Source organism: Flavobacterium sp., from assembly GCF_044368625.1.
Lineage (GTDB): Bacteria > Bacteroidota > Bacteroidia > Flavobacteriales > Flavobacteriaceae > Flavobacterium.
In genome coordinates, this window is sequence record NZ_JBIPPD010000028.1 from 1 (window position 1) to 22,502 (window position 22,502).

Below are 22,502 nucleotides of genomic sequence, written 5' to 3' on the forward strand. Positions count from 1 at the left end.
TGTTCGCAATATGAAAAAAAAACCACTGATTTTGATTACCAATGATGATGGAATTACTGCACCTGGGATCAGAACTTTAATTGAAGTAATGAAAGAAATAGGAGATATAATAGTAGTAGCTCCAGATAAACCGCAAAGTGCCACAGGTCATGCTATTACCATCAACAATACCTTGTATTTAAACGAAATTTCGGATAAAAACGCTCCTTTTAAAGAAATCAGTTGTTCGGGTACTCCGGTAGATTGTGTAAAATTGGCGGTAGCCGAAATTTTAAAACGAAAGCCGGATTTGTGTGTTTCTGGAATCAATCACGGTTCGAACTCTTCGATAAACGTGATTTATTCAGGAACGATGAGTGCTGCAGTTGAGGCCGGAATTGAAGGAATTCCAGCCATCGGATTCTCATTATTGGATTATGATTGGAATGCCGATTTTAGTCAATGCAAAACTTTTATCCGAAAAATTGCCTTAGAAGTTCTTTCAAATGGATTGCCTGAAGGAGTGGTTTTGAATGTAAATATTCCAAAGTTAACTGAAAGTGATATCAAGGGGATCAAGATTTGCCGTCAGGCGAAAGCCATTTGGCAAGAAAAATTTGATAAACGACAAACTCCCCAAGGTCGTGATTATTATTGGTTGACAGGCGAATTTGTAAATCTCGACAAAGGAAATGATACCGATGAGTGGGCTTTGGCAAATGATTATATTTCTGTCGTTCCTGTTCATTTTGATTTGACTGCACATCATGCGATGCAACAACTAAACACATGGAATTGGAATGAAAAAAATTGATTTATTGTACGGTGTACTTATTGGAATTGTAACAGCCGCCCTTGGTGTTTACCTTTATATGGAGTTTGTTACAGATTATACAATTGAGGAAGGTTTTTATATTTTGAAATCACAAGGGCAATTGGGCAAACTAATTGCTTTGGGTGCGATTTTAAATCTAGGTGTATTTTTTCTTTTGCTAAAATTGGATAAGGAAATGATGGCGCGAGGAGTGGTGTTTGCAACCTTGCTTTTAACGATTTTGACACTTTTTGCTTAAATTATGAAATACTATATTATTGCGGGAGAAGCCTCAGGCGATTTACATGGTTCCAACCTTATCAAATCCATTTATAAGGAAGATACTGCTGCAAACATTCGGTTTTGGGGTGGCGATTTGATGGAAAAGGCGGGTGGAACGTTGGTTAAACATTACCGAGAATTGGCTTTTATGGGTTTTGCAGAAGTAATTCTGAATTTAAAAACCATTTTAGGAAATATCAAAAAGTGCAAAACCGACATTGCACATTTCAATCCTGATGTCATTATTTTTATTGATTATCCGGGGTTTAATATGCGAATTGCAAAGTGGGCAAAAGCAAGAGGAATAAAAACCCATTATTACATTTCACCGCAAATTTGGGCTTGGAAAGAAAATAGGATTACTGCAATAAAACGTGACTTTGACGCTTTGTATATTATCTTGCCTTTTGAGAAAGATTTTTATGAAAAAAAGCATCATTTTCCTGTTCATTTCGTTGGACATCCTTTGATTGATGCTATTAATAATAGAAAGGTCAGTACCGAAGCTGCGTTTAGAAAAGAGCATAATCTGGACAATAAACCGATTATTGCTTTATTACCTGGAAGTCGTAAACAAGAAATTACCAAAATGCTTTCAGTAATGTTAAGCGTTGTGAATAAATTTCACGATTATCAATTTGTGATAGCCGGTGCACCAAGCCAAGAATATTCGTTTTATCAAAAGTTTTTGAAAAATGAAAATGTACATTTTATTGCTAATAAAACCTACGATTTATTGTCGGTGGCTCACGCGGCTTTAGTTACTTCAGGCACTGCTACTTTAGAAACGGCTTTGTTTAAAGTTCCCGAAGTGGTGTGTTACAAAGGGAGTTGGGTTTCTTACCAAATTGCCAAACGCATCATTACCCTTAAATACATTTCTTTAGTAAATTTAATTATGGATAGGGAAGTAGTAAAAGAACTCATCCAAGATGAATTTAACACTAAAAATCTTGTAGTATCACTAGCAAATTTACTCGAACCGGAGTGTAGAAATCGTATTTTAGAAGATTATCAAGAATTAGAAAAGCAGTTGGGAGGTGCTGGCGCGAGTGATAAAACCGCCAAATTGATTGTTGGCGCCATAAGCTAACTATTTATTTAACTTGAAATCAATTCATTATGATTTGATTTCGAAATTTTTTTTCTTATATTTGTGCATGGTATAATATTTGCAAAGTAGAAAACGTTTTTACGTTGATCCGTTTCTGTCGAAAAAGCATTTTTATCTATAAATCTAAAAGCAATTCAGTGCAATTGTTTGAAAAATAAAAATAAAATATGTCAAATTACAAAAGTCTTTATTTTACGCTAATTTTACTATTTACGGTAAGTTTTGGCTACAGCCAAATTGTTACTTCTAAAAAAGAAGCAGTTAAAAAAGGGATTTATGAAAAGCCCGCTGCAAATTCAGATTCGAAATCCGATTTAGCAATAGCGGTTGAAAAACCGGTAACTAAGAAACCTGCCAAAAAAGCGGATTCGAAACCTTCTAGAAATACTCCTTCAAATACTTCAAATTTAAAGTATATAATATCAGATGCCAATGCCGATGATATTGAAATAACTGAACCCGAAAATTACGTTGCCTTGCAAATGATTAATAATGCGATGCAGTTTTTAGGCGTTCGGTACCGCGGAGGAGGAACTTCTCCTGCTGGAATGGATTGTTCGGGTATGGTCACGGCAGTTTACAATTTGTTTGACATGACTTTACCTCGATCTTCTCGTGATATGGCAACCGTGGGGGAGAAAATTGATTCTGCAAAAGTAAAGAAAGGCGATTTGATATTTTTCAGAACCAACGGTAAACGGGTGATTAATCACGTAGGAATGGTGGTTGATATTATTGGTGATGAGATTAAATTTATCCATTCTTCAACCTCGCAAGGCGTTATAATCTCTTCTACTAAAGAGAGTTACTATAGCAAAACTTTCGCACAAATCAATCGCGTTTTGTCAAACTTATAATGTTTTTTAGTACTTTCGAATTATGAAAGTGCTGCAATATCCGTTAACTCAAATAACATTATTTTTAGTTTTTGGCATTGTATTTAACCGATATGTAGATATTGGTTTTACTACTGGCCTGATTTTACTTGCGGTAAATTTTTCCACTTTCTTGATTGTATTTTTACTTCTTAGAGTTAAATCTAACCGTTTGTTATCAAAAGTTTTCACCGCGGTTTGTCTTCTATTGGCTTTTACTGTAGGTAATTTTTCATCTCTGCTGCATCAAGATGACAATGATCCAAAGCACTATTCCCATGCATTGAGCGGATTTAAGGAAAGTGTAGAATTAAAGGTTGTACTTGTCGAGCGTTGGAAACCAACTGCTAAAAATGACCGATTTGTTGCAGAAATATATCAGTTGAATAACCAGCTTGCTACTGGAAAAATTTTAGTCAATTTTAAGCGGGACAAAACCACAATTGACCCAAAAATTGGAATGAAGTTGGCCATTTCCGCACCGATATTTTTGCTTCAAAAACCTTTGAATCCCGATCAATTTGATTACGGTGCCTTTTTGAAAAACAAATCAATATACGGACAAGTTTATACAGATGATTTATCGATTTCTGTTTTTAGTACAACCGACAAAAGTATGTATTATCACAGTGCTATTTTTAGAAGTCGTGTGATTGAAAACTTGAGAGAAAGTAGTTTGAATGAAAAAGAGTTAGGCGTTGTACACGCTTTGATCCTTGGTCAAAGACAAGATTTAGACCCAACTGTGCTTCAAAATTATCAACATGCTGGTGTAATTCATATTTTGTCGGTTTCTGGATTGCACGTTGGTTTTGTATTGCTTTTCTTGAATTTTTTTCTAAATTTTTTACCCAATTCAAATCGATTTCGAGTATTTAAAGTACTTACACTGATTATTATTTTGTGGAGTTTTTCCTTAGTTGCGGGGTTTACGCCGTCTGTAGTTCGCTCTGTTACGATGTTTTCGTTTGTGGCAATTGGAATGTACATGCGGCGAAAAACATATATTTTCTACACTTTCTATTGTTCCATTTTTCTCATTCTGTTATTTGAACCATCATTTTTATTCGACGTGGGTTTTCAATTGAGCTATTTGGCTTTATTTTTTATTCTTTGGCTACAGCCAGAATTCGCTAGGATATGGCAACCTAAAAATAAAATAGCGAGTCATTTGTGGGATGTTTTTACCATAACTATTGCTGCTCAACTTGGAACTATGCCGCTAAGTTTGTATTATTTTCATCAATTTCCAGGCTTGTTTTTTATGGCCAATTTGTTGATTATGTTTTTAATAACCGTGATTATGGGGGTTGGATTAATTTTAGTTTTAATTGCCTATTGGACAGTTATACCCACATTTATGTCAAAGATTTTAGAGAAACTGATTTGGTTTTTAAATTTTATTGTCGAAAAAATTGCCTCTTTTGAAGCTTTTATTTTTAAGGATATACCATTCGACTTTTGGATGATGACCAGTTTATTTTTAGCTGTTTTTGCTTTTGGATGGTTTGTAATTAGACAAAATTTTAGAACAAGTGCTTTGCTTTTGTTTTCTATCCTACTTTTCCAAATTAGCTATTTTTCGTTCGATTTGAATAATAGAAGCAAAAATGAGCTGGTGATTTTTGAAGCCAGAAACTCTTCATTAGTTGCAGAACGGATGGGAAACAAAATTGCTGTTTTTTCTAATCATTTAGATGCAACGTCCATAAAAAACGATCGAAATATTCAATCATTTAACGTTGCAAATGGAACGAATGTTGTAGAAATTAAACAAATTCCTAACCTTTTATTTTTTAAGGGTAAGAAAATCTTAATTCTAGATAGTACAGCTGTATTTGTGCCGGACTTAAAGCCTAATGTAATTTTAATTACGCAATCACCAAAAATGAATTTTGAACGTGTTTTGACGCATTATCAACCGGAAATAGTTATTGCAGACGCTTCAAACTATAAAAATGTTGTGGAACAACTAAACAAAACCTGTGTCCAACAAAAAATCCCTTTTCATGCTATTGCCGAAAAGGGATTCTATAAACTTGAAGACTAATTTTTACTTGTTGGCCAAAATTTGTTTCGCACCAGGCAACCAACCTTGAGGGCCATTCGCTACATATCCAGTGCTTCCAAGTCGATTGAAAGTCATTTTTCCATCTACTAATGCGGGTGTAACAAACCAAACGGTTGGGTAGCCTCTGACGGCAAACATTTGTTCTAGATTTTTATTCTGTTGGAGTAACTCGGGAGCCAATTGTTTTCGTCTAGGAAAATCCAGCTCCACTAATATCACATTTTCGGTGGCCCATTTTACAAATTCGGGTGTTTTAAAAACCTCCTTTTGTAATTTAATACACCAGCCACACCAATCACTTCCCGTAAAAAATAGCATTAAAGGTTTTTTGTTTTTAATGGCTAATTCACTGGCTTTGTTTACATCTGTGTGCCAAGTAAGTTCTTGGGCATTTATTGTAAGTGAACTTACAAATAATAGTAATAAAATTATTTTTTTCATTTTGAATATTCTTTAAAAAGTGGTTTTCAAAAATTATGCCGATAAATTATCGAACCCCGTGCATTAGTTTTTTAATAACTGGAGACATTACCAATGACACAAAACCGACGATCAATGAAACGATGGCCAACATCCAAAAGAAGTAACTCAAGCCATTTTCATCGGCAATTTTGTCTATGTTTTCTCCAAATTTTGCAGCACCTTTCATTCCGATTGCAACAGCTAAATACCAAATTCCAAACATCATTGCAATCATTCGGGCAGGAACAAGTTTACTAACGTAGGATAATCCCACTGGAGAAATACAAAGTTCCGCCATAGTCACAAATAAGTACACTAAAATAAGGTATATCATGCTTACAGATGCTGTTTTTGCTCCAGGTTCTATTCCCGATGCACCAATTGCAACAGTAATCATTCCTACGGCTAAAAAGACCATTCCTAAAGCATATTTCATATTTGCTGAAGGATTGTATTTACTTTCCCACCATTTAGAAAACAAGGGTGCTAAGGCAATAATATAAAGTGAATTGAGCGAAGAAAACCAAGAAGCAGGCACTTCCAAAGAATCTTCGGAAAACTGATTCTTTAGCATCCAAATTGCGATTCCCCAAATAATAACAAAACTTGTTGCAAGAACTAAATTTGCTACGGAATATTTTGCAAAAGTTTGTTTAAAGAGCAACATCAAAACCCAAGTAATGATACCAAGCGGAACAACTACAATTGCAGCATTGACAAACTTAAAAATCATTCCTGCACTACCGTCTAAAACTCTATTGGTATAATCGTTTGCAAAAATGGTCAACGTTCCAGGTGATTGTTCAAAAATTGCCCAAAAGAAAATAGTTAAAAAGGCAAAAAACGATACTGCAATCATTTTTTCTTTTGTGATTTGAGAATAACTCATAATTCGGTAAACCAATAAAAAAAGAAAAAGAAGAATGGCAATCAAGATCGTAAAGTTGTTACCGGAAAGCCCCATAACATTGAAGTTGAAAATATCTAAGGCTCCATTCGTAATAATTTTTGCAGGTTCGAAAATAATCCAGACCAAGCCAAGAACGGTCATCAAACCAATTAAAGCCAATTGCCAAACGGGAAATGGATTTAATTTGTCATTGAATTCGTCCGTTAAAGCCACTTCTTTTTTAACAGGTTTTAAACCAATATCGCCAAAAATATTTTGCGAAAGCCAGAATTGAATCAATCCAAAAAGCATAAAAATTCCTGCCAGACCGAATCCCCAGTTCCAACCCACTTGTTCTCCCAAGTAACCACAAAGTACGATTCCGAAAAATGCTCCTGAATTCACACCCATATAGAAAATAGTATAAGCTCCGTCTTTCTTTTCCGGTCGGTCTTTGTACATTTCCGAAACGATTGAGGTCATGTTTGGTTTGAAAAAGCCATTTCCAAAAACAAGTAAAATTAAACCTGCATAGATAAAGAAAGGTGTTTCCAAAGCCATAGCTCCATGACCTAAAGTCATCAGTAAAGCTCCAATCAAAACAGCGTAACGGTACCCTATTTTTTTATCGGCAAAATAGCCTCCCATCATGGTTGATAAATAGACCAAGCCTACATAAGATCCAAATAATGCCATCGCTTGTTCGCGCGTCCAATCCCAACCGCCGTTTAAAGCAGTGGAAGTAAAAAACATTACTAATAAAGCTCTCATTCCGTAGAATGAAAATCGCTCCCACATTTCTGTGAAAAATAATACGAAAAGCCCAGAAGGATGTCCTAAAACGGTGCTTTCGAAAAACTGATCTGTTGAATTTTTACTCATAATTTTTATTTTGGTTGCGAAAGATAGTCAAAAAATTAATTTATTTTAAATTGTTTTTAGTTTTGAGTTTTTTTCTCTAGCGCTTTTACCACAAATTGATCGTAAATTATTAATGCAACGATAGATACAAGACCAACGGCAAATACCACATACCAGATTTTATTTGGACTGTAACTGTTCCAAAGCATATCGGTCATTTCCCAATGCGTCATTTTGAGTTTTTCGGAAGCTAACGCAAAATATTCGTTTTTTGAGAAAGGTGTTTGAATGGCAGAAACATCAATACCTTTTGCAGTAGCCAATTCTGTAAACTGTGTTCCAATTGCTGCATAATCCAGGTTTGCATCTTTGAGATGAAATTGTTTCTCAAATTCGGAAATGGATAAATTCAAGGCTTGAGAACCTTGTTCGATAAATTCTTCTTTACTAACCACTTTAGGCATCGAAAGGTTTCGCTTGGTCATTTCGGTCTGCAGAATAGAAAGTTTATCCGACCATTTTTGGTACAAATCGCCAGCGATAAAACCGGTAAAGAAATTTCCGGCAGCAACGGGTAAAAAATAAGTTCCTTGGTACAAACCTTCCTTTCCTTTGGGTGTAATCAAGGCAATAAATGAAGATAGGGTAGGACTTGACATCATTTCGCCAATGGCAAAAATCATTGTTCCAAAAACCGTGAACCAAACATTGTGGGTGTAAAAAGTCAAACTCACACCGATAGTTGCGATAATTGCTCCACGAATGATGGCATTGATGTGACGCATTTTGATCACAAAATACGAAACCGCAATTTGTAAAATAATAATCATAAAAGCATCCAAGTTGGCAAACCATTCGGCTTTTACCTGACCGTCTTGCGTGATGGTTTTACTTAAAAAAGGAATATTTTCGTTGATCCAATTGCTTAGTACGCTGGTGTCAATCCAGTCTTCTATAAAATTGGGAAGGGTATAAAATAATTGGTTGTACATTGTCCAAAAACCAATCATCAAAATCAAAAGAACAGTCAATCGTGTATCTTTTAAGGCTTCAACAATATTGAGTAAAGAATTTTTGATTTCAGTTAAAATAGGTTCCTTGTGAGTTTTATCGATTTTTGGTTCTTTGTAAAAAAGCAACAGAAAGATCAAGTTAAGCCCAATCACAACAGCTGCTTGAATAAAAATAATTTTCCAACCGTGTTCTGTTCGTAAATAGGACGACATTGCAGGACCTACAAATCCACCAATATTCACCATCATATAAAATATTCCAAAGCCCATTGTACCGGTAGTGTCATCGGTATTTCGAGCGACGATTGCGGAAGCTACGGGTTTGAAAAAAGCGGCTCCAACGGCCACCAAAAGAAAAACCATGTACATACTCCAATACGTACTTACTTCACCCATTAAATAATAACCCGCGATCATGATAATATAGGAAATAGTAAGCGAAAGTTTGTAACCAATTCGATCCGCAATCACACCGAAAAACAGCGGTAAAAGGTAGAGGATGGCAGTGACGTTGGCCATAATATTTCCTTTTTGAATATGGTTAAAACCCAAACCACCTTCATCTGTTGAACCTACGAGGTACAATCCAAAAAGCGCAAAAATGCCGTACCAAGCCCAACGTTCCATGAGCTCCATAAAGCTGGCAAGCCAAAAGTTTTTGTTGAATGACGAAATGGATTGTAAAAAAGTAGGATTGTTATTTTGTTCCATGGATAAATTTTAAGGATTAGTAATTGCTTTTGTTTTACAAATAAAGTAAATAAAAGTGTACAATTTCTTGTTTATAATGAAATAAAAAAAGCGACTGTTGAGGTCGCTTTTAGGAATTTTATTAAGTATTATTTTAGTTGTTTAACTCCTTATCAACTCCATGCATTAATTTTTTAATAATTGGAGATAGTAGTAACAGAAAGACTCCCACGCCTATTCCTGTGTAAAATAAGTATTCGAATAATTTCAAATAGCTTTGTTTGGCTAAATTCAAATCTGGAGCTGTGCCACTTGAAGTGTCGATTGAGGCGATGTTGGCCAAAACTGATGCTATAAATTCAGAACTTGCCGTTGCTAAGAACCAAACCCCCATCATAAAACCAACAATTTTTACGGGTGAAAGTTTTGTTACAGCTGATAAGCCTACTGGCGACAAACTTAACTCTCCACAAGTATGCAAGAAATAGGTTAAAATCAACCAAAAAGCGGCTACTTTTCCAGTGTCGGAAACATTTATTCCCATAACCAATGAGCCAAAACCAAGACCCACTAACATCAATGCAATCGAAAATTTTACGGCTGTATTCGGGTTATACTTTCCTAATTTAACCCATAACCAAGCAAAAACTGGAGCTAATAAAATAATAAACAAAGCATTAAAACTTAAAAATTGTCCAGCTGTTAATTCGAATCCCAGCACATTACGATCCAAAATCCGATCCGCAAATAAATTCAAAGATGTATAGGCTTGCTCAAATAATGCCCAAAAAACGATTGTGAAAACAATTAAAATGGTCAATGCCACTAATTGATCGCGTTCTTTTCCGCCTAATTGAGTTGCAGCATAATATACAATATATAGAAATGACAAGCCTCCAGCAATTTTCAATATCCAAGAAACGGCCTCATGACTTTGAACCATTTGCCAGAAAAACAGCGCGGACAAAGCACTTGCGATATAAATTAACCATTCGTTTTTGATACCCAAAGATGTTTTTACTAAGAATTCCGGAACTTTTGATTCTCCTTTTCCTTCTAAAAATCTTTTTCCTGCAATGAAGGTGATTAATCCAAAGAACATTCCGATTCCTGCCGCTCCAAATCCGTAACTCCAACCATAGTTTTCACCCAACCAAGCACAAATAAGTGTTGCTAAAAATGAACCTAGATTAATTCCCATATAGAAAATTGTAAATCCAGAATCTCTTCGTTTATCTCCTGTAACATATAACTCACCAACTAAAGATGAAATATTTGCTTTTAAAAACCCTACTCCCACAATAATTAATGATAAGGAAAAGTAAAAAATTTGCAACGCCGCATTATCTCGGACAATTTCCCCAGTCATCGATTGAGTTGCTGCATTTCCTTCATAAGCCATTCCTAAATGTCCTAAAACCAACATAACACCTCCAAAAACAATAGCTTTTCTAAATCCTAAATACTTATCGGCAATAAAACCACCTATTACGGGTACTGCGTAAACCAATGCAGCATAACTTCCGATTAGTAAATTGCCCGATTCATCCGAAAATAAGTGATATTTTGTTAAATAGAAAATCAGCAAAGCTTTCATTCCGTAAAATGAAAATCGTTCCCACATTTCAGTAAAAAACAAAATAAAAAGTCCTTTCGGATGTCCAAAAAACGTTTCTTGTTCTAGTGATGTATTATTCATATTTTATAAATTATCTTTAATGAAATTAGTCATTTTTGTATACAATTGCAGTCTCGTTTTTCCACCGTAAATGCCGTGGTTTTTGTCGGGATAAATCGCCCAGTCAAATTGTTTATTAGCTTGCACCAAGGCTTCTACCATCAACATCGTGTTTTGAACGTGTACGTTGTCATCAGCTGTTCCGTGGATTAAAAGGTATTTTCCTTTCAACTTACTCACGTGATTGATTGGAGAATTATCGTCGTAACCCGAAGCATTTTCGGCTGGTGTTTGCAAAAATCTTTCGGTGTAAACCGAATCATAGAAACGCCAGTTTGTTACAGGAGCCACTGCAATTGCCATTTTGAAAACGTCATTTCCTTTCAAAATACAGTTTGAAGACATAAAACCTCCGTAACTCCAACCCCAAATTCCAATTCGCGAGGCATCAACATAATCATATTTTCCAATGGTTTTTGCTGCGTCAATTTGGTCTTGCACTTCTAGGTTTCCTAAATCTTTATAAGTCACTTTTTTGAAATCTGCCCCTTTAAAACCTGTTCCTCTTCCGTCCACACAAGCCACAATGTAACCCTCTTGCGAAAGCATCATGTACCACATATCATTAGTGTCCAGCCAAGCATTTGCTACTTCTTGAGAACCTGGCCCCGAATATTGGAACATTAAAACCGGGTATTTTTTCTTGGCGTCAAAATTCTTTGGCTTGATCATCCAAGCGTTTAATTTTTGTCCTGTCTCAGTGGCTAATTCGAAAAACTCTTTTGTAGGTAAATCGTAGGCTTTCAATTTTGAAGAAAGCCCATCGTTCTTTTTGATGGATTGCACTTCTTTTCCTGTTTTGGCATCATTCAAAGAGTACTGTGTGGGTGTTGTAGCGTTTGAAAAAGTATTGATATAAAAATCAAAATTCGGACTGAAAGTTGCTGCATTTGTTCCCGTTGAAGACGAAAGTCGTTTCTTTCCGCTTCCGTTTAAATTTATCGAATAAATAGTTCTGTTGATGGATCCATTTTCTACCGATTGATAAAAAAGGGTTCCCGATTTTTCATCCAAACCGTAATATTTCGTGATTTCCCAGTTTCCTTTTGTAATCTGGTTTTTCAATTTTCCGTTTTTATCGTAATGGTAAATGTGGTTGAAACCATCTTTTTCACTCGTCCAAATAAAGCTATTGTCTTTGAGAAAAGTGAGATTATCGGTAATATCCACATAAGCTTTGTCTTTTTCATTCAACACCACTTTTGTAGTTCCCGAAGTTCCGTCTATAAAAAGCAAGTCTAGGTTATTTTGATGTCTGTTGATGATTTGAGCACTCAAAACATTGGGTTCATTCGTCCATTTGATTCTTGGAATATAAAAATCATTGTAATTTCCTAAATTGATTTGCTTGGCATTATTTGCTTTCAAATCATAAATATGAAGCGAGACCAATGCGTTTTTTTCTCCCGCTTTTGGATATTTGAAAACCTGCTGAACAGGATACAAACCTTGGTTGAAAATGTCCATTGAAAATTCGGGCACATCGGCTTCATCAAAACGGATATAGGCAATTTTATCGCTGGATGCATTCCAGTCAAACGCTTTTACAAAAGCAAATTCTTCTTCGTAAACCCAATCCGTGATTCCGTTGATTATGGCGTTTTTCTTTCCGTCGGTTGTAATTTGTTTGGATGTTTTGGATTGAAGATTATAGATAAATAAGTTGTTGTCTTTAGCATAGGCAATTTGAGTTCCGTCGGGCGAAAACGTAGGTTCTTGCACTTTGAAATCAAATAATTTGGTCAATTGCTTGGAAGCGATGTCGTACAAATAATAATCTGCCACAAAAGAATGGCGGAAAATTTGATCGGAATTGCACGCTAACAAAATCTGATTTTCCTTAGAATTGAACGTGTAACTGTCGATCATCGGAAGACTTTGATGATTTTTAGTATCAATTAAAGTAGCGGTTTTCTTTAAAGTTGCATAATCATGCAAGTCGATTTGCATACTTCTCGAAGCCCTGTCAAAGTTTAAAACCGTGTATTGATTGGTGTTTTTTAAGGCTTGAAGCTCGTCCATTCCTTGTGCCCTAAAAGCACCTCCCCAAATTTCTTCTAAGGTCAGTTTTTGTTGAGCGGTAGCCGATAAAGTAACGAGTAAAAATAAGAATAATGATTGTTTGATGCGATTCATTTTTGGTGTATTAAAAAAACATTCAATTTTAGTGAAAAAAAAGTAATAAATGGTGCTATTTTCTGTTAAAAGCTAATTTTGATGATTTAAAATTTCAACATCTTAAGCCACGAATATACGAATGAAGTTTCCAATGGTTTGTATTTGACTAAAATTCGAATTCAATCAAATTTTTGAAGTGATATTTTAATTCGAGAATTCGTGGTAGAGATTTAAACGGCCACAGTTCCTTTAATTCCCGGATGAGGATCGTAACCTTCCAATGTAAAATCCTCGAAAGTAAAGTCTAAAATATTTTTTATTTCAGGATTTAAAATCATTTTTGGCAATGGTTTTGGCTCACGAGACAATTGAAGTTCGAGTTGTTCAAAATGATTGTTGTAAATGTGGGCATCGCCAAAAGTATGAATGAATTCTCCAGCTTTTAAATCGCAAACTTGGGCAATCATCATGGTAAGCAAAGCATAAGAAGCAATGTTAAAAGGAACTCCCAAGAAAATATCAGCACTTCTTTGGTACAATTGACAGGACAATTTTCCTTCTGCAACGTAGAATTGAAAGAAAGCGTGGCAAGGCGGTAAAGCTACTTTTCCGTTGGCTACATTTTCTGCAAACGATTTTGTAGTGTCGGGTAAAACGGATGGATTCCATGCAGAAACCAACATCCTACGGCTGTTTGGATTGGTTTTTAAAGTTTCGATTAATTCCGCAATTTGGTCGATTTCTTCGCTGTTCCAGTTCCGCCATTGATGGCCATACACGGGGCCCAAATTGCCATTTTCATCAGCCCATTCATCCCAAATTCGAACGCCGTTTTCTTTTAGATAGGCGATATTTGTTTCGCCTTTTAAAAACCAAAGCAATTCGTGGATGATGGATTTTAAGTGCAGTTTTTTAGTCGTTACCATCGGAAAACCTTCGGATAAATCAAAGCGCATTTGGTAGCCAAAGATACTTTTGGTTCCCGTTCCTGTTCGGTCTCCTTTTTGAATACCTTCTTTTAAAACGTGGTTTACTAGGTCGTGGTATTGCTTCATAATATTTTTATTTTGCCACTGAGGCTCAAAGGTTCAAAGTTTTATTTTATTGATCTGTGACTGATCAACGAGGCTTTAATTTGCGACTGAACACTGCAACTCACATCTCCCAACTTCCTAACTCCCTTCCTTCGGAGGGGTCGGGGGAGGCTTTACCTCCTCGAAATTTCATCTCTAATTTTCGCCGCTTTTTCATAATCTTCTTGCTCAACGGCTTCATTAAGCAAATCGTTTAATTCCGACATGCTGTGTTTGGCATACATATCGCCTGCGACATTAGATTCTTCTTTGATGCCAAAAGTTTCAGGGTCAGATAAAATATCATCGTTATCACTTGATCCTTCTTGTTCAGAAAGATTTGATTTAAGATAAATTCCCGCTTTGTCTAAAATATTTTTATAGGTAAATATAGAAGCCGAAAACCGCAGTGCTAATGCAATTGCATCCGAAGTTCGGGCATCTATGATTTCTTCAATTTTATCCCGTTCGCATATGATACTTGAAAAGAAAACACCGTCAACCAATTTGTGAATGATGACTTGTTTTACCACGATATCAAATCGGTCGGCAAAACTTTTAAACAAATCATGTGTCAATGGACGAGGGGGTTTGATTTCTTTTTCTAAGGCAATAGCAATCGATTGGGCTTCAAAAGCACCAATGACAATGGGAAGTTTACGGTCGCCGTCCACTTCATTTAAAATTAAAGCGTAGGCTCCGTTTTGTGTTTGGCTGTATGAAATACCTTTGATGGTTAGTTTTACTAAGCTCATTTTTAGGAAAATAGATTAATTTGTAAATAAAAAAAAGGCTATCTGAACTTGATATTTCTATCTAAATTCAGATAGCCTTAATTAGGGCACAATTTAAAAAATTATTTACGAATTAGCTTTGAATTCGCGTAATTTTTCAGTTAATCTCGGAACGATATCAAACGCATCGCCTACAATACCGTAATCGGCTACCTTAAAAAACGGCGCTTCGGGATCGGCATTGATTACGACTTTTACTTTCGAAGAGTTAATTCCTGCAATATGTTGAATAGCACCGGAAATTCCGATGGCGATGTATAAATTAGTAGCTACTGGTTTTCCGGTTTGTCCTACGTGTTCGCTGTGAGGTCTCCATCCTAAATCAGAAACGGGTTTTGAGCAAGCAGTTGCAGCTCCCAAAACAGATGCTAAATCTTCAACTAGTCCCCAGTTTTCGGGACCTTTTAATCCGCGTCCGCCCGAAACTACTACTTCGGCATCAGCAATGGTTACTTTTCCTGACGATTTTTCTAAACTTTCCACTTTTACACTAAAATCACCGTCGTGTAGTGTAGGGTTGAAATCTTCTTGGGTTAATGAAGAACTGGATTCAACCAATCCGTAAGAGTTTTTAGCTAAACTCAATACTTTAACTTCGGTTTCTAATTCAGTAACCACAAAAGCTTTGTTAGAAAATGCAGTTCTTTTTACTTGAAAAGGACTCATGCTAACAGGCAATCCAACAACGTTTGAAGCAAAACTTGCGTTTAAACCCACGGCAACTAGTGGCGCCATGTACAAACTATCGGTTGTAGACGAAAGCAAAATAAGTTTTGCATTTTCTTTTTCTGATGCTTGTTTGATTACATCTGCATACGCTTTAGCAGTAAAGTTTTTGAGTTGATCGTTCGATACGTTCAATACTTTATCTACACCGTATTTTGATAAATCAGAAGCATCGGTTGTATTAACAGTTACGGCAGTTACCGTTGTTCCTGATGTTTCAGCTACTTTTTTTGCGTATGAAGCCAATTCAAAAGCTACTTTTTTGAATTTTCCTTCTGCTGATTCCGCATATATTAATATTGACATAATTTGAAGAGTTATATGTTGTATGTTCTAAGTTGTATTTTGCGAGCTTTTCGTGAAAGATACTTACTGAAAATTCGATTTTAATATTATTTATTTCTCAACACTTCCCATCCTTCGGAGGGGTTAGGGGAGGCTTATATCACTTTAGCTTCGTTATGTAATAAACTAATTAATTCATCTAAATTATCTGCATTGATCAATTTCACTGCTGATTTTGGTGCTGGCTTTTCAAATTTTACAGATTTAGTTGTACTGTCAGAATTTACCGGTTCTAATACGGTCAAAGCTTTTGTTCTGGCTGTCATGATACCTCTCATGTTTGGTATTTTCAAGTCTTTTTCTTCAACCAAACCTTTTTGTCCTCCGATGATTAACGGTAATGATGTTGAAACAATTTCTTTTCCTCCGTCAATTTCTCTCGAAGCCGTTGCTGAAGTTCCATCTACTTTTAGCTCGGTACAAGAATTTACAAAATTGTAGCCTAAAATAGCTGCCAACATTCCTGGAACCATTCCGCCATTGTAATCTAGTGATTCTTTTCCTGCGATAATTAAATCATAACTTCCTGCTTTAATTACTTCTGCCAATTGAGTGGCTACAAAGAAACCATCTTTTGGAGCGGCATTTACACGAATGGCTTCGTTAGCACCAATCGCCAAAGCTTTACGCAAAGTAGGTTCGGTATCAGGACCTCCCACATTTACAACAGTTACATTTGCTCCTTGTTGCTCTTGGAACCAAATAGCTCTTGTAAGTCCAAATTCATCATTAGGATTGATTACAAATTGAACTCCATTGGTATCAAATTCAGCATCTCCATTGGTAAAATTAATCTTGGAAGTAGTATCAGGCACGTGACTGATGCAAACTAATATTTTCATCTTTTTTGTATTTAGATTATCTAATTTTGGTTACGAAAATACAACTAATTTTTAAAAAAAGAACTATGCATGCATAATAAATTTTCGAATTATAACGATTTCGTGAAAAGTTTCAATCTGCCATTTTTGATGTGATGCGGTCATTAGGGAGTGGATTCTTTTTTTAGTTTTCGAGCCTTGCAAAAAACTCGCTAAGACTTATTGAAAAATACGCACAAATTTTAGCTAAAGTGGAAATGCTGATATTGGTCTTGCCTTGCTCAATTCGAGCTAGATGGATTCCTGTATCAAAATAGAATACCTCAAGGGTAATATTATCCTCTTTTCTCAATTCTTTGATTAATTGAATTATAGCGAATAAAAGTGCTTTATCTTGATACTGCTTTGGCATTTGGCAATATCAATCTACTTAATTAAAAAAATAATGACTTATTTGTCATTAATGTCATTTTTTTACTATGTTTGTTGTCAAGACAAAAACAATATGTATTTTCGCTTTTATAACACCAGTGCACGGGCAAGTACTAAAGGTAGAAGTTGTGTTGATTTGTTGAAAATTAATTTTTAACAATTTAAAAGTAAACAGATGAAATTATCATTAGACGCTCTTAAAGAAAGAGCAGAAGCAACAGCTTCAATGGATTTATTGGCAACTATTAGTGGTGGAACGGATAATGCGTGCCATGATGGGGCTCCAGCTACTCCACTTCCAACGGTAGTAGCGCCACCAGCGCCTCCAACTGGCGGTACTTGGGAAGGATATCTAAATGGAACGTTAGGCCCTAATGGTGCCTGGGGAATAGGAGTAGGAATCAAGTGGACTTCGAAAAAATAGATTAAACAATTTTTCTTTTGATAAGCGAAGATTTTCTTCGCTTATTTTTTATTTTTAAATTATGAAAAAACAACTAGGTTTCATACTTCTATTTACTTACCTGCTTATGTCTTGTTCAACTAAAATTATTTCAAAGAATTTTATACCAATCCGTTACGAAGGATATTTAAACCTAGATGTATTGGTAGCGGATAAGTATAAAGGAAATTTTATATTCGATACAGGCTGTAATGGAATAGTTTTAGATTCTTTATTTTGTAAGGAAAGTGGCTATAAAGACATCACTACCGATTTAAAAATTGGGGGGATAGGAAATTCTAAAAAAATTCTTAAAGTTATTACAGATTCAATTCATTACAAATATATTAACACGGATTATTACTTAGACAGCAACATAGCAATAATGCTAGATTTAAAAAGTATGGTCGGAAGGCAAGTTGACGGGATTTTTGGGCTAGAAACTTTTTCTGATACCCCTTATATGATTGATTATGTCTCACAAAAAATTACTTTTACAAATTCTATTAAGGGTTATGAGGTAGTAAATTCACATTTTGAAGCCGGTCGTATTTATATAGATTTATCACTAACTTTAAATAATGGAAATAGTATCTATGGAAAGTTTTTGGTTGACACTGGTTCTGATCAAACGATATTTAACAATCATGTCTTTATGACAGAAGGAATTTATAACTCCCTTAATAAAAAGAAGTTTTATTCTAAAGGTGGTATTGGGGGAGATTCAAACGGATACTTTCTGCCAGTTTCAAGTATCAATATTGGCAAATTTAAAATAGAAAATTTCATTACGACTATTTCAACAGATACTTTAGGCATGTTGGCAAATTCGAATTATATGGGGATTATTGGTAACGATTTATTGGATGATTTTAATATCATATTTGACCATAGAAAAGAAAAAATATGGGTCACACCTAATAAGAATTTTAATAAAAATATAAAAAAACTGTTCAGAGGTATTTCTTTTTTTGATACTGGCGAAAAGTGGTACGTGGCTCGTGTTGTAGAAGATTCAGAAGCTTACCGAAAAGGCATTAGAATGAATGATGAAATCCTTCAAATTAATAATGTTCCAGTAGAAAATATAGATATCGATATGTTTAGTAACAAGCTTAAAGCAAATGATGTTTTGCGTCTGAAAATAAAGCGCGGTGAGGAAGAAAAGGATATTGAATTTAGATTAAATGTGTTTTTAAAATCATAAATATATGAATGAAATTCTGACTGACATTATCAATACCATCAAACTCCTCATTTACAAAGAAAATCCCTCTTTACTAGAAAAAGTAGATTTTGAGGACGACAATATATTTTTAGACCCCTTATTTTTTGCTTATTTTAATAGCAAGAAAGGAGATTTATTTTCCTCAGAACTGTTATGTGAAATCATGCAAGGCTATTTTGTTGAGAAAGAATCTTTAATATTAAAGGCATCTTATAACAAAGCTGGAGTTGCTTACGTGCCTTGTATAGGATACTTTGATCAAGAAAATAGAAAAGTTGAAGACATATTAAAAGTTGATCATTTTGAGATTTTAAAGGAAATTCATCCTGTTTTAGAAAGATATTTTGTTGAGTATTACAAGGGGCATATTGTAAATCCAAAGCCTCAGTACGCATCAGCATGGAGGGAGAAGTATCAAGAACTGGAAAAAGCCATCTTAATTATAAAAGAACATTTGCCAGTTTTTTATGAAGAACTTGTTTTTGCAAACAAGAAAATATATTTACACAACAATCCTAAAATATTGAATTTTGCTTCCATCGAAACTTTAGGGATGTTGTATTTTTATGTTTTGGGCAACAATAATCTTATTTATTACATAGAAGAACTAATACATCAAGGTTCACACAATTACCTGTATTATGTAGTGCACAATCGAAAAGAGTATTTTAAAATTGATGTTGACAACATTATTATGCGGGATTTAACCAAGCAAGATTGGGATTACCGCAACGTTTATGGTGCTTTTCATGGTTTGTTTACGGTAACACAACGGGTAGAATGTTTTGACATTTTGCTGACAAAAAACGTGTTTTCAGGCAGAGAAAAGCACGAGTTACTAGGAAGATTGACAGATCAATTTTCGAGATTTAGAACAGGTTTAGAGTTGCTAAACTTAGACGAAGTTTATACCCCAAGAGGCATTGAATACTATCATGCATTAGATCAAAAATGTATGAATATTTTACAAAAATATAAAAAACTACATCAAGAATTTGATTTATCAAATAGAGATTTAGATTTTAGATATGAAGATTTCTGTACGCTTAATTCGTATGAGTCATTTCTTGAAAAAGACAGAAACAATTATTATCAATTTTAACCATTTTCTATACAACTGTAAGAACGAGAACAAAACCCAATGATAAATGACTAAAAATTTTATTATTCTCCTGACATTCTTCTTTATAAATTGTCAAAGCCAGACTTCAAACGACGAAACTGCCGTGGACAAAAAAGCACGACAAGCAGCCATCGTTCAAGAGCATGTTTATGATTGTGCCGACAAAATGAACTATACGGTTATGATGAAAGAATATCAAAATTGTATAGATGCAGGTATAAAAAAAGACAGTACAATAGCGTATTTATGGCAACAAAAAGCGATGCCTTATTTTAAAGCTCGAAAGTATGAGGTTGGAATGCAGTACATAAACAAGGCGGTAAAATACGATGCTGCAAGATGGCAGCCGTACCGTGCTTTTATAAAGTGCATTTTTGCAAAAACGTATCAAGAGGCAATTATTGATTTTGAAGATTGTAAGAAAAAATTTGGCAATAATTACGAAATGGATCACAGCTACGATTTTTATCTTGCACTATGTCATCTTCAATTATGTAATTATTTGGAAGCTGAAAAATTGCTTACTAATTATGTGCTTGAAATGAAAAATAGAAACGGAGAAAGTTGGGTACATCCAACAGCTTTATTTTATTATGGTATTTCTTTATATGAACAGCGAAAATGGAATGAAGCAATAACAGTTTTTGACCGAGCATTAGCATTATACCCTAATTTTTCTGATGTCAAATTTTATAAGGGGATTTGTTCGGGAAGATTAGGAAATATCGGAGAATATAACCGACTTATTAAAGAATCAGAAGAAGACTACAAAAGAGGATATACAATTAATGAAGACAATACGGTTTATGAAATGTACCCGTATCAGAAAGAATGGAAATAAATAATAACCAAAACATGCAAAAACTAATTATTTCAATAGCGTTACTGCTTACAAATTCATTTTTAAGCCAAGCCCAAGAAGCTGATTTTATGATAAAAAATGTGTCCATCGTTACGATGAAAGACAACAAGGTTTTGAAAAATAAAATGCTTGCTGTAAAAGACGGAAAAATCACGGAAATTGGGGATAAAATAAACACCAAAGCAAAAGAAACTATTGATGCAAAAGGCAAATTTATTATGCCTTCGTTATCAGATGCACACGTTCATTTTCCAGCTACTGAACAAGAAATGGAAACAGACTTAAAACTTAATCTTAAAAATGGAGTTACCAAAATACGTTCGATGCGTGGCAACTGGAATCATGTGCTGTGGAGGGATAAGTTTAATTCTGGGGATAGTTACTATCCTAAAATGTACTTGTCGCCACCACCGATAAGCAGGAATTATGAAGTGGGTATTACAGAAATGTCGGATTTTGTAAAAGTGGCAAGCGAACGTAAGTTCGACTTTGTTAAAATTTTGAGTATCAAAAGCCAACCTATTTTTAAACAACTGGACAGCATTTGCAAAATTTATAAAATGCCTATTGCCGGACATTATCCCCGATTGGCCTCTGGAACTGAGTTAAACGAAAATATTCTTTTTGAGTCCAATTATTCTTCATTTGAACATTTAGGAGGTCTTGCTGGTGAAAGTACGGAAACAATCGCGCGAAGAATTGCTTTTTTAAAAGAGAAGCGTTTTACAATTTGCCCCACATTATCATGGTACAGTGTTGGTTCTGGCAGATATACCATTGAAGAATCCCGTAATATGCCTGGAATGGAATTTATTTCAAAAGCCAAAATGGCAGAATGGGTTGAGGGAACAAATAAGTACCGCGAGAAAATGGGCGTTGCAGCTTTTAATGAAGAGGTTGTAAATGAACTAAAAGCCTTAGACGAGAAATATAAAATAATCAAGCAATTAAACGAGGCAGGCGTCCCAATGATTTTAAGTCCAGATGCTTCCTCTAAATATATGGTTGCTGGTTTTGGGGTTTTGGGTGAAATGCAGTTGCTAAAAAACGCCAACTTATCTAATTATGAAATACTAAAAATGGCAACTGTTAATTTTTCTAATTTCTTTAAGGGCAATTATGGAACACTAGAAGTAGGCAAAGATGCTGATTTTATTCTCTTAGACACCAATCCACTTGAAGATTTAAACACCTTAAAAAAGGTACAAGGTGTATATTACAACTATCATTTTCTAGACAAAAAAGCGTTGGAAGCAATGCGTAGCGATGTTTTAATAGCTGTTGAAAAATAGCATGATCAAAAAAAATAAATTCCCATTCTACAAGCAACTTGACTACAGAGATTGTGGACCAACTTGTTTGAGAATGATAGCCAAGTTTCATGGCAAAACTTTCTCGAGAGAATTTTTACGAGATCAGGCCGGTATTACTCGAATGGGAGTAACTATGGCAGGAATTGCCGACGCGGCTGAAGCTATAGAAATGCGAACTTTAGGGATGCGAATTGCTTTAGAAAGTTTGGTTTCAGAAGCTCCAACACCTTTTATCGTGCCTTGGCGTCAAAAGCATTTCGTGGTAGTGTATAAAACTACAAAAGACAAAATTTTTGTTGCCGACCCTGCATGGAAAAAACGGTCAAATTGACCACCTAATTCCAGTGCAAATTGACCACCCAATTCCGGAGCAAATTGACCACCTGATTCCAGTTCAAACTGACCACCAAAAAAACGACTATTTTTTTCATGCTGTT

21 protein-coding genes are annotated in these 22,502 nt (G+C 35.0%); 11 read left to right on the forward strand and 10 right to left on the reverse strand.

What is annotated here, in order from left to right:
• The first annotated feature begins 10 nt into the window (after window positions 1–10).
• The 5 genes from surE (at window position 11) to ACIQ2X_RS03845 (ending at window position 5,114) form a co-directional block, all read left to right on the forward strand.
• Window positions 11–793 (forward strand): 5'/3'-nucleotidase SurE, encoded by a 783-nt coding sequence (surE, locus tag ACIQ2X_RS03825; protein ID WP_396177581.1) that lies wholly within the window; start codon window positions 11–13, stop codon window positions 791–793.
• Window positions 780–1,052: a hypothetical protein gene (locus ACIQ2X_RS03830; protein WP_396177558.1), complete on the forward strand. Its 273-nt coding sequence runs from the start codon at window positions 780–782 to the stop codon at window positions 1,050–1,052. The genes surE and ACIQ2X_RS03830 overlap by 14 nt, the downstream gene beginning before the upstream one ends.
• 3 nt (window positions 1,053–1,055) lie before the next feature.
• Window positions 1,056–2,168 carry a lipid-A-disaccharide synthase gene (lpxB, locus tag ACIQ2X_RS03835; protein ID WP_396177559.1) on the forward strand — a complete coding sequence of 371 codons (1,113 nt, stop codon included), beginning with the start codon at window positions 1,056–1,058 and terminating at the stop codon, window positions 2,166–2,168.
• 188 nt (window positions 2,169–2,356) lie between these two features.
• Entirely contained in the window at window positions 2,357–3,046 is a 690-nt protein-coding gene (locus ACIQ2X_RS03840; protein WP_396177560.1) for a C40 family peptidase, read from the forward strand.
• A 22-nt stretch (window positions 3,047–3,068) separates the two neighbouring features.
• On the forward strand, window positions 3,069–5,114 hold the full coding sequence (locus ACIQ2X_RS03845; protein ID WP_396177561.1) for a ComEC/Rec2 family competence protein: 2,046 nt from the start codon (window positions 3,069–3,071) through the stop codon (window positions 5,112–5,114).
• Window positions 5,115–5,117: 3 nt separating this feature from the next.
• On the opposite strand, the gene ACIQ2X_RS03850 is transcribed toward ACIQ2X_RS03845, so the two are convergent.
• From ACIQ2X_RS03850 to ACIQ2X_RS03895, 10 genes are all read right to left on the reverse strand, one after another.
• Complete coding sequence (locus ACIQ2X_RS03850) at window positions 5,118–5,576, reverse strand: thioredoxin family protein (RefSeq protein WP_396177562.1); 459 nt, start codon at window positions 5,574–5,576, stop codon at window positions 5,118–5,120.
• Window positions 5,577–5,622: 46 nt separating this feature from the next.
• A complete protein-coding gene (locus tag ACIQ2X_RS03855; RefSeq protein ID WP_396177563.1) occupies window positions 5,623–7,368 on the reverse strand; it encodes a peptide MFS transporter in 1,746 nt (581 codons plus the stop codon).
• A gap of 56 nt (window positions 7,369–7,424) precedes the next feature.
• Window positions 7,425–9,071, reverse strand: coding sequence for an MFS transporter (locus ACIQ2X_RS03860; protein WP_396177564.1), 1,647 nt, complete (start codon window positions 9,069–9,071; stop codon window positions 7,425–7,427).
• Between the two features lie 133 nt (window positions 9,072–9,204).
• On the reverse strand, window positions 9,205–10,749 hold the full coding sequence (locus ACIQ2X_RS03865; protein ID WP_396177565.1) for a peptide MFS transporter: 1,545 nt from the start codon (window positions 10,747–10,749) through the stop codon (window positions 9,205–9,207).
• 3 nt (window positions 10,750–10,752) lie between these two features.
• A complete protein-coding gene (locus ACIQ2X_RS03870) occupies window positions 10,753–12,924 on the reverse strand; it encodes a S9 family peptidase (protein ID WP_396177566.1) in 2,172 nt (723 codons plus the stop codon).
• Window positions 12,925–13,136: 212 nt separating this feature from the next.
• On the reverse strand, window positions 13,137–13,961 hold the full coding sequence (locus ACIQ2X_RS03875; protein WP_396177567.1) for a thymidylate synthase: 825 nt from the start codon (window positions 13,959–13,961) through the stop codon (window positions 13,137–13,139).
• 152 nt (window positions 13,962–14,113) lie between these two features.
• Window positions 14,114–14,734 (reverse strand): bifunctional nuclease domain-containing protein, encoded by a 621-nt coding sequence (locus tag ACIQ2X_RS03880; RefSeq protein WP_396177568.1) that lies wholly within the window; start codon window positions 14,732–14,734, stop codon window positions 14,114–14,116.
• A 105-nt stretch (window positions 14,735–14,839) separates the two neighbouring features.
• Window positions 14,840–15,805 (reverse strand): electron transfer flavoprotein subunit alpha/FixB family protein, encoded by a 966-nt coding sequence (locus ACIQ2X_RS03885; RefSeq protein WP_396177569.1) that lies wholly within the window; start codon window positions 15,803–15,805, stop codon window positions 14,840–14,842.
• 134 nt (window positions 15,806–15,939) lie between these two features.
• The gene (locus ACIQ2X_RS03890; RefSeq protein WP_396177571.1) at window positions 15,940–16,686 is read right to left on the reverse strand and encodes an electron transfer flavoprotein subunit beta/FixA family protein; all 747 of its coding nucleotides are present in this window, start codon (window positions 16,684–16,686) and stop codon (window positions 15,940–15,942) included.
• A 163-nt stretch (window positions 16,687–16,849) separates the two neighbouring features.
• On the reverse strand, window positions 16,850–17,077 hold the full coding sequence (locus tag ACIQ2X_RS03895; RefSeq protein ID WP_396177572.1) for a helix-turn-helix domain-containing protein: 228 nt from the start codon (window positions 17,075–17,077) through the stop codon (window positions 16,850–16,852).
• A gap of 195 nt (window positions 17,078–17,272) precedes the next feature.
• Here ACIQ2X_RS03895 and ACIQ2X_RS03900 point away from each other — a divergent pair, with 195 nt between their 5' ends.
• The 6 genes from ACIQ2X_RS03900 (at window position 17,273) to ACIQ2X_RS03925 (ending at window position 22,396) form a co-directional block, all read left to right on the forward strand.
• A complete protein-coding gene (locus tag ACIQ2X_RS03900) occupies window positions 17,273–17,521 on the forward strand; it encodes a hypothetical protein (RefSeq protein WP_396177574.1) in 249 nt (82 codons plus the stop codon).
• A 61-nt stretch (window positions 17,522–17,582) separates the two neighbouring features.
• On the forward strand, window positions 17,583–18,746 hold the full coding sequence (locus ACIQ2X_RS03905) for a PDZ domain-containing protein (RefSeq protein WP_396177575.1): 1,164 nt from the start codon (window positions 17,583–17,585) through the stop codon (window positions 18,744–18,746).
• A gap of 4 nt (window positions 18,747–18,750) precedes the next feature.
• Window positions 18,751–19,869, forward strand: a complete 1,119-nt coding sequence (locus tag ACIQ2X_RS03910) for a hypothetical protein (protein WP_396177576.1) — start codon at window positions 18,751–18,753, stop codon at window positions 19,867–19,869.
• A 46-nt stretch (window positions 19,870–19,915) separates the two neighbouring features.
• Complete coding sequence (locus ACIQ2X_RS03915) at window positions 19,916–20,731, forward strand: tetratricopeptide repeat protein (protein WP_396177577.1); 816 nt, start codon at window positions 19,916–19,918, stop codon at window positions 20,729–20,731.
• Between the two features lie 14 nt (window positions 20,732–20,745).
• On the forward strand, window positions 20,746–22,044 hold the full coding sequence (locus ACIQ2X_RS03920) for an amidohydrolase family protein (RefSeq protein WP_396177578.1): 1,299 nt from the start codon (window positions 20,746–20,748) through the stop codon (window positions 22,042–22,044).
• Window position 22,045: 1 nt separating this feature from the next.
• Window positions 22,046–22,396 (forward strand): cysteine peptidase family C39 domain-containing protein, encoded by a 351-nt coding sequence (locus tag ACIQ2X_RS03925; RefSeq protein WP_396177579.1) that lies wholly within the window; start codon window positions 22,046–22,048, stop codon window positions 22,394–22,396.
• Window positions 22,397–22,502: the final 106 nt, after the last annotated feature.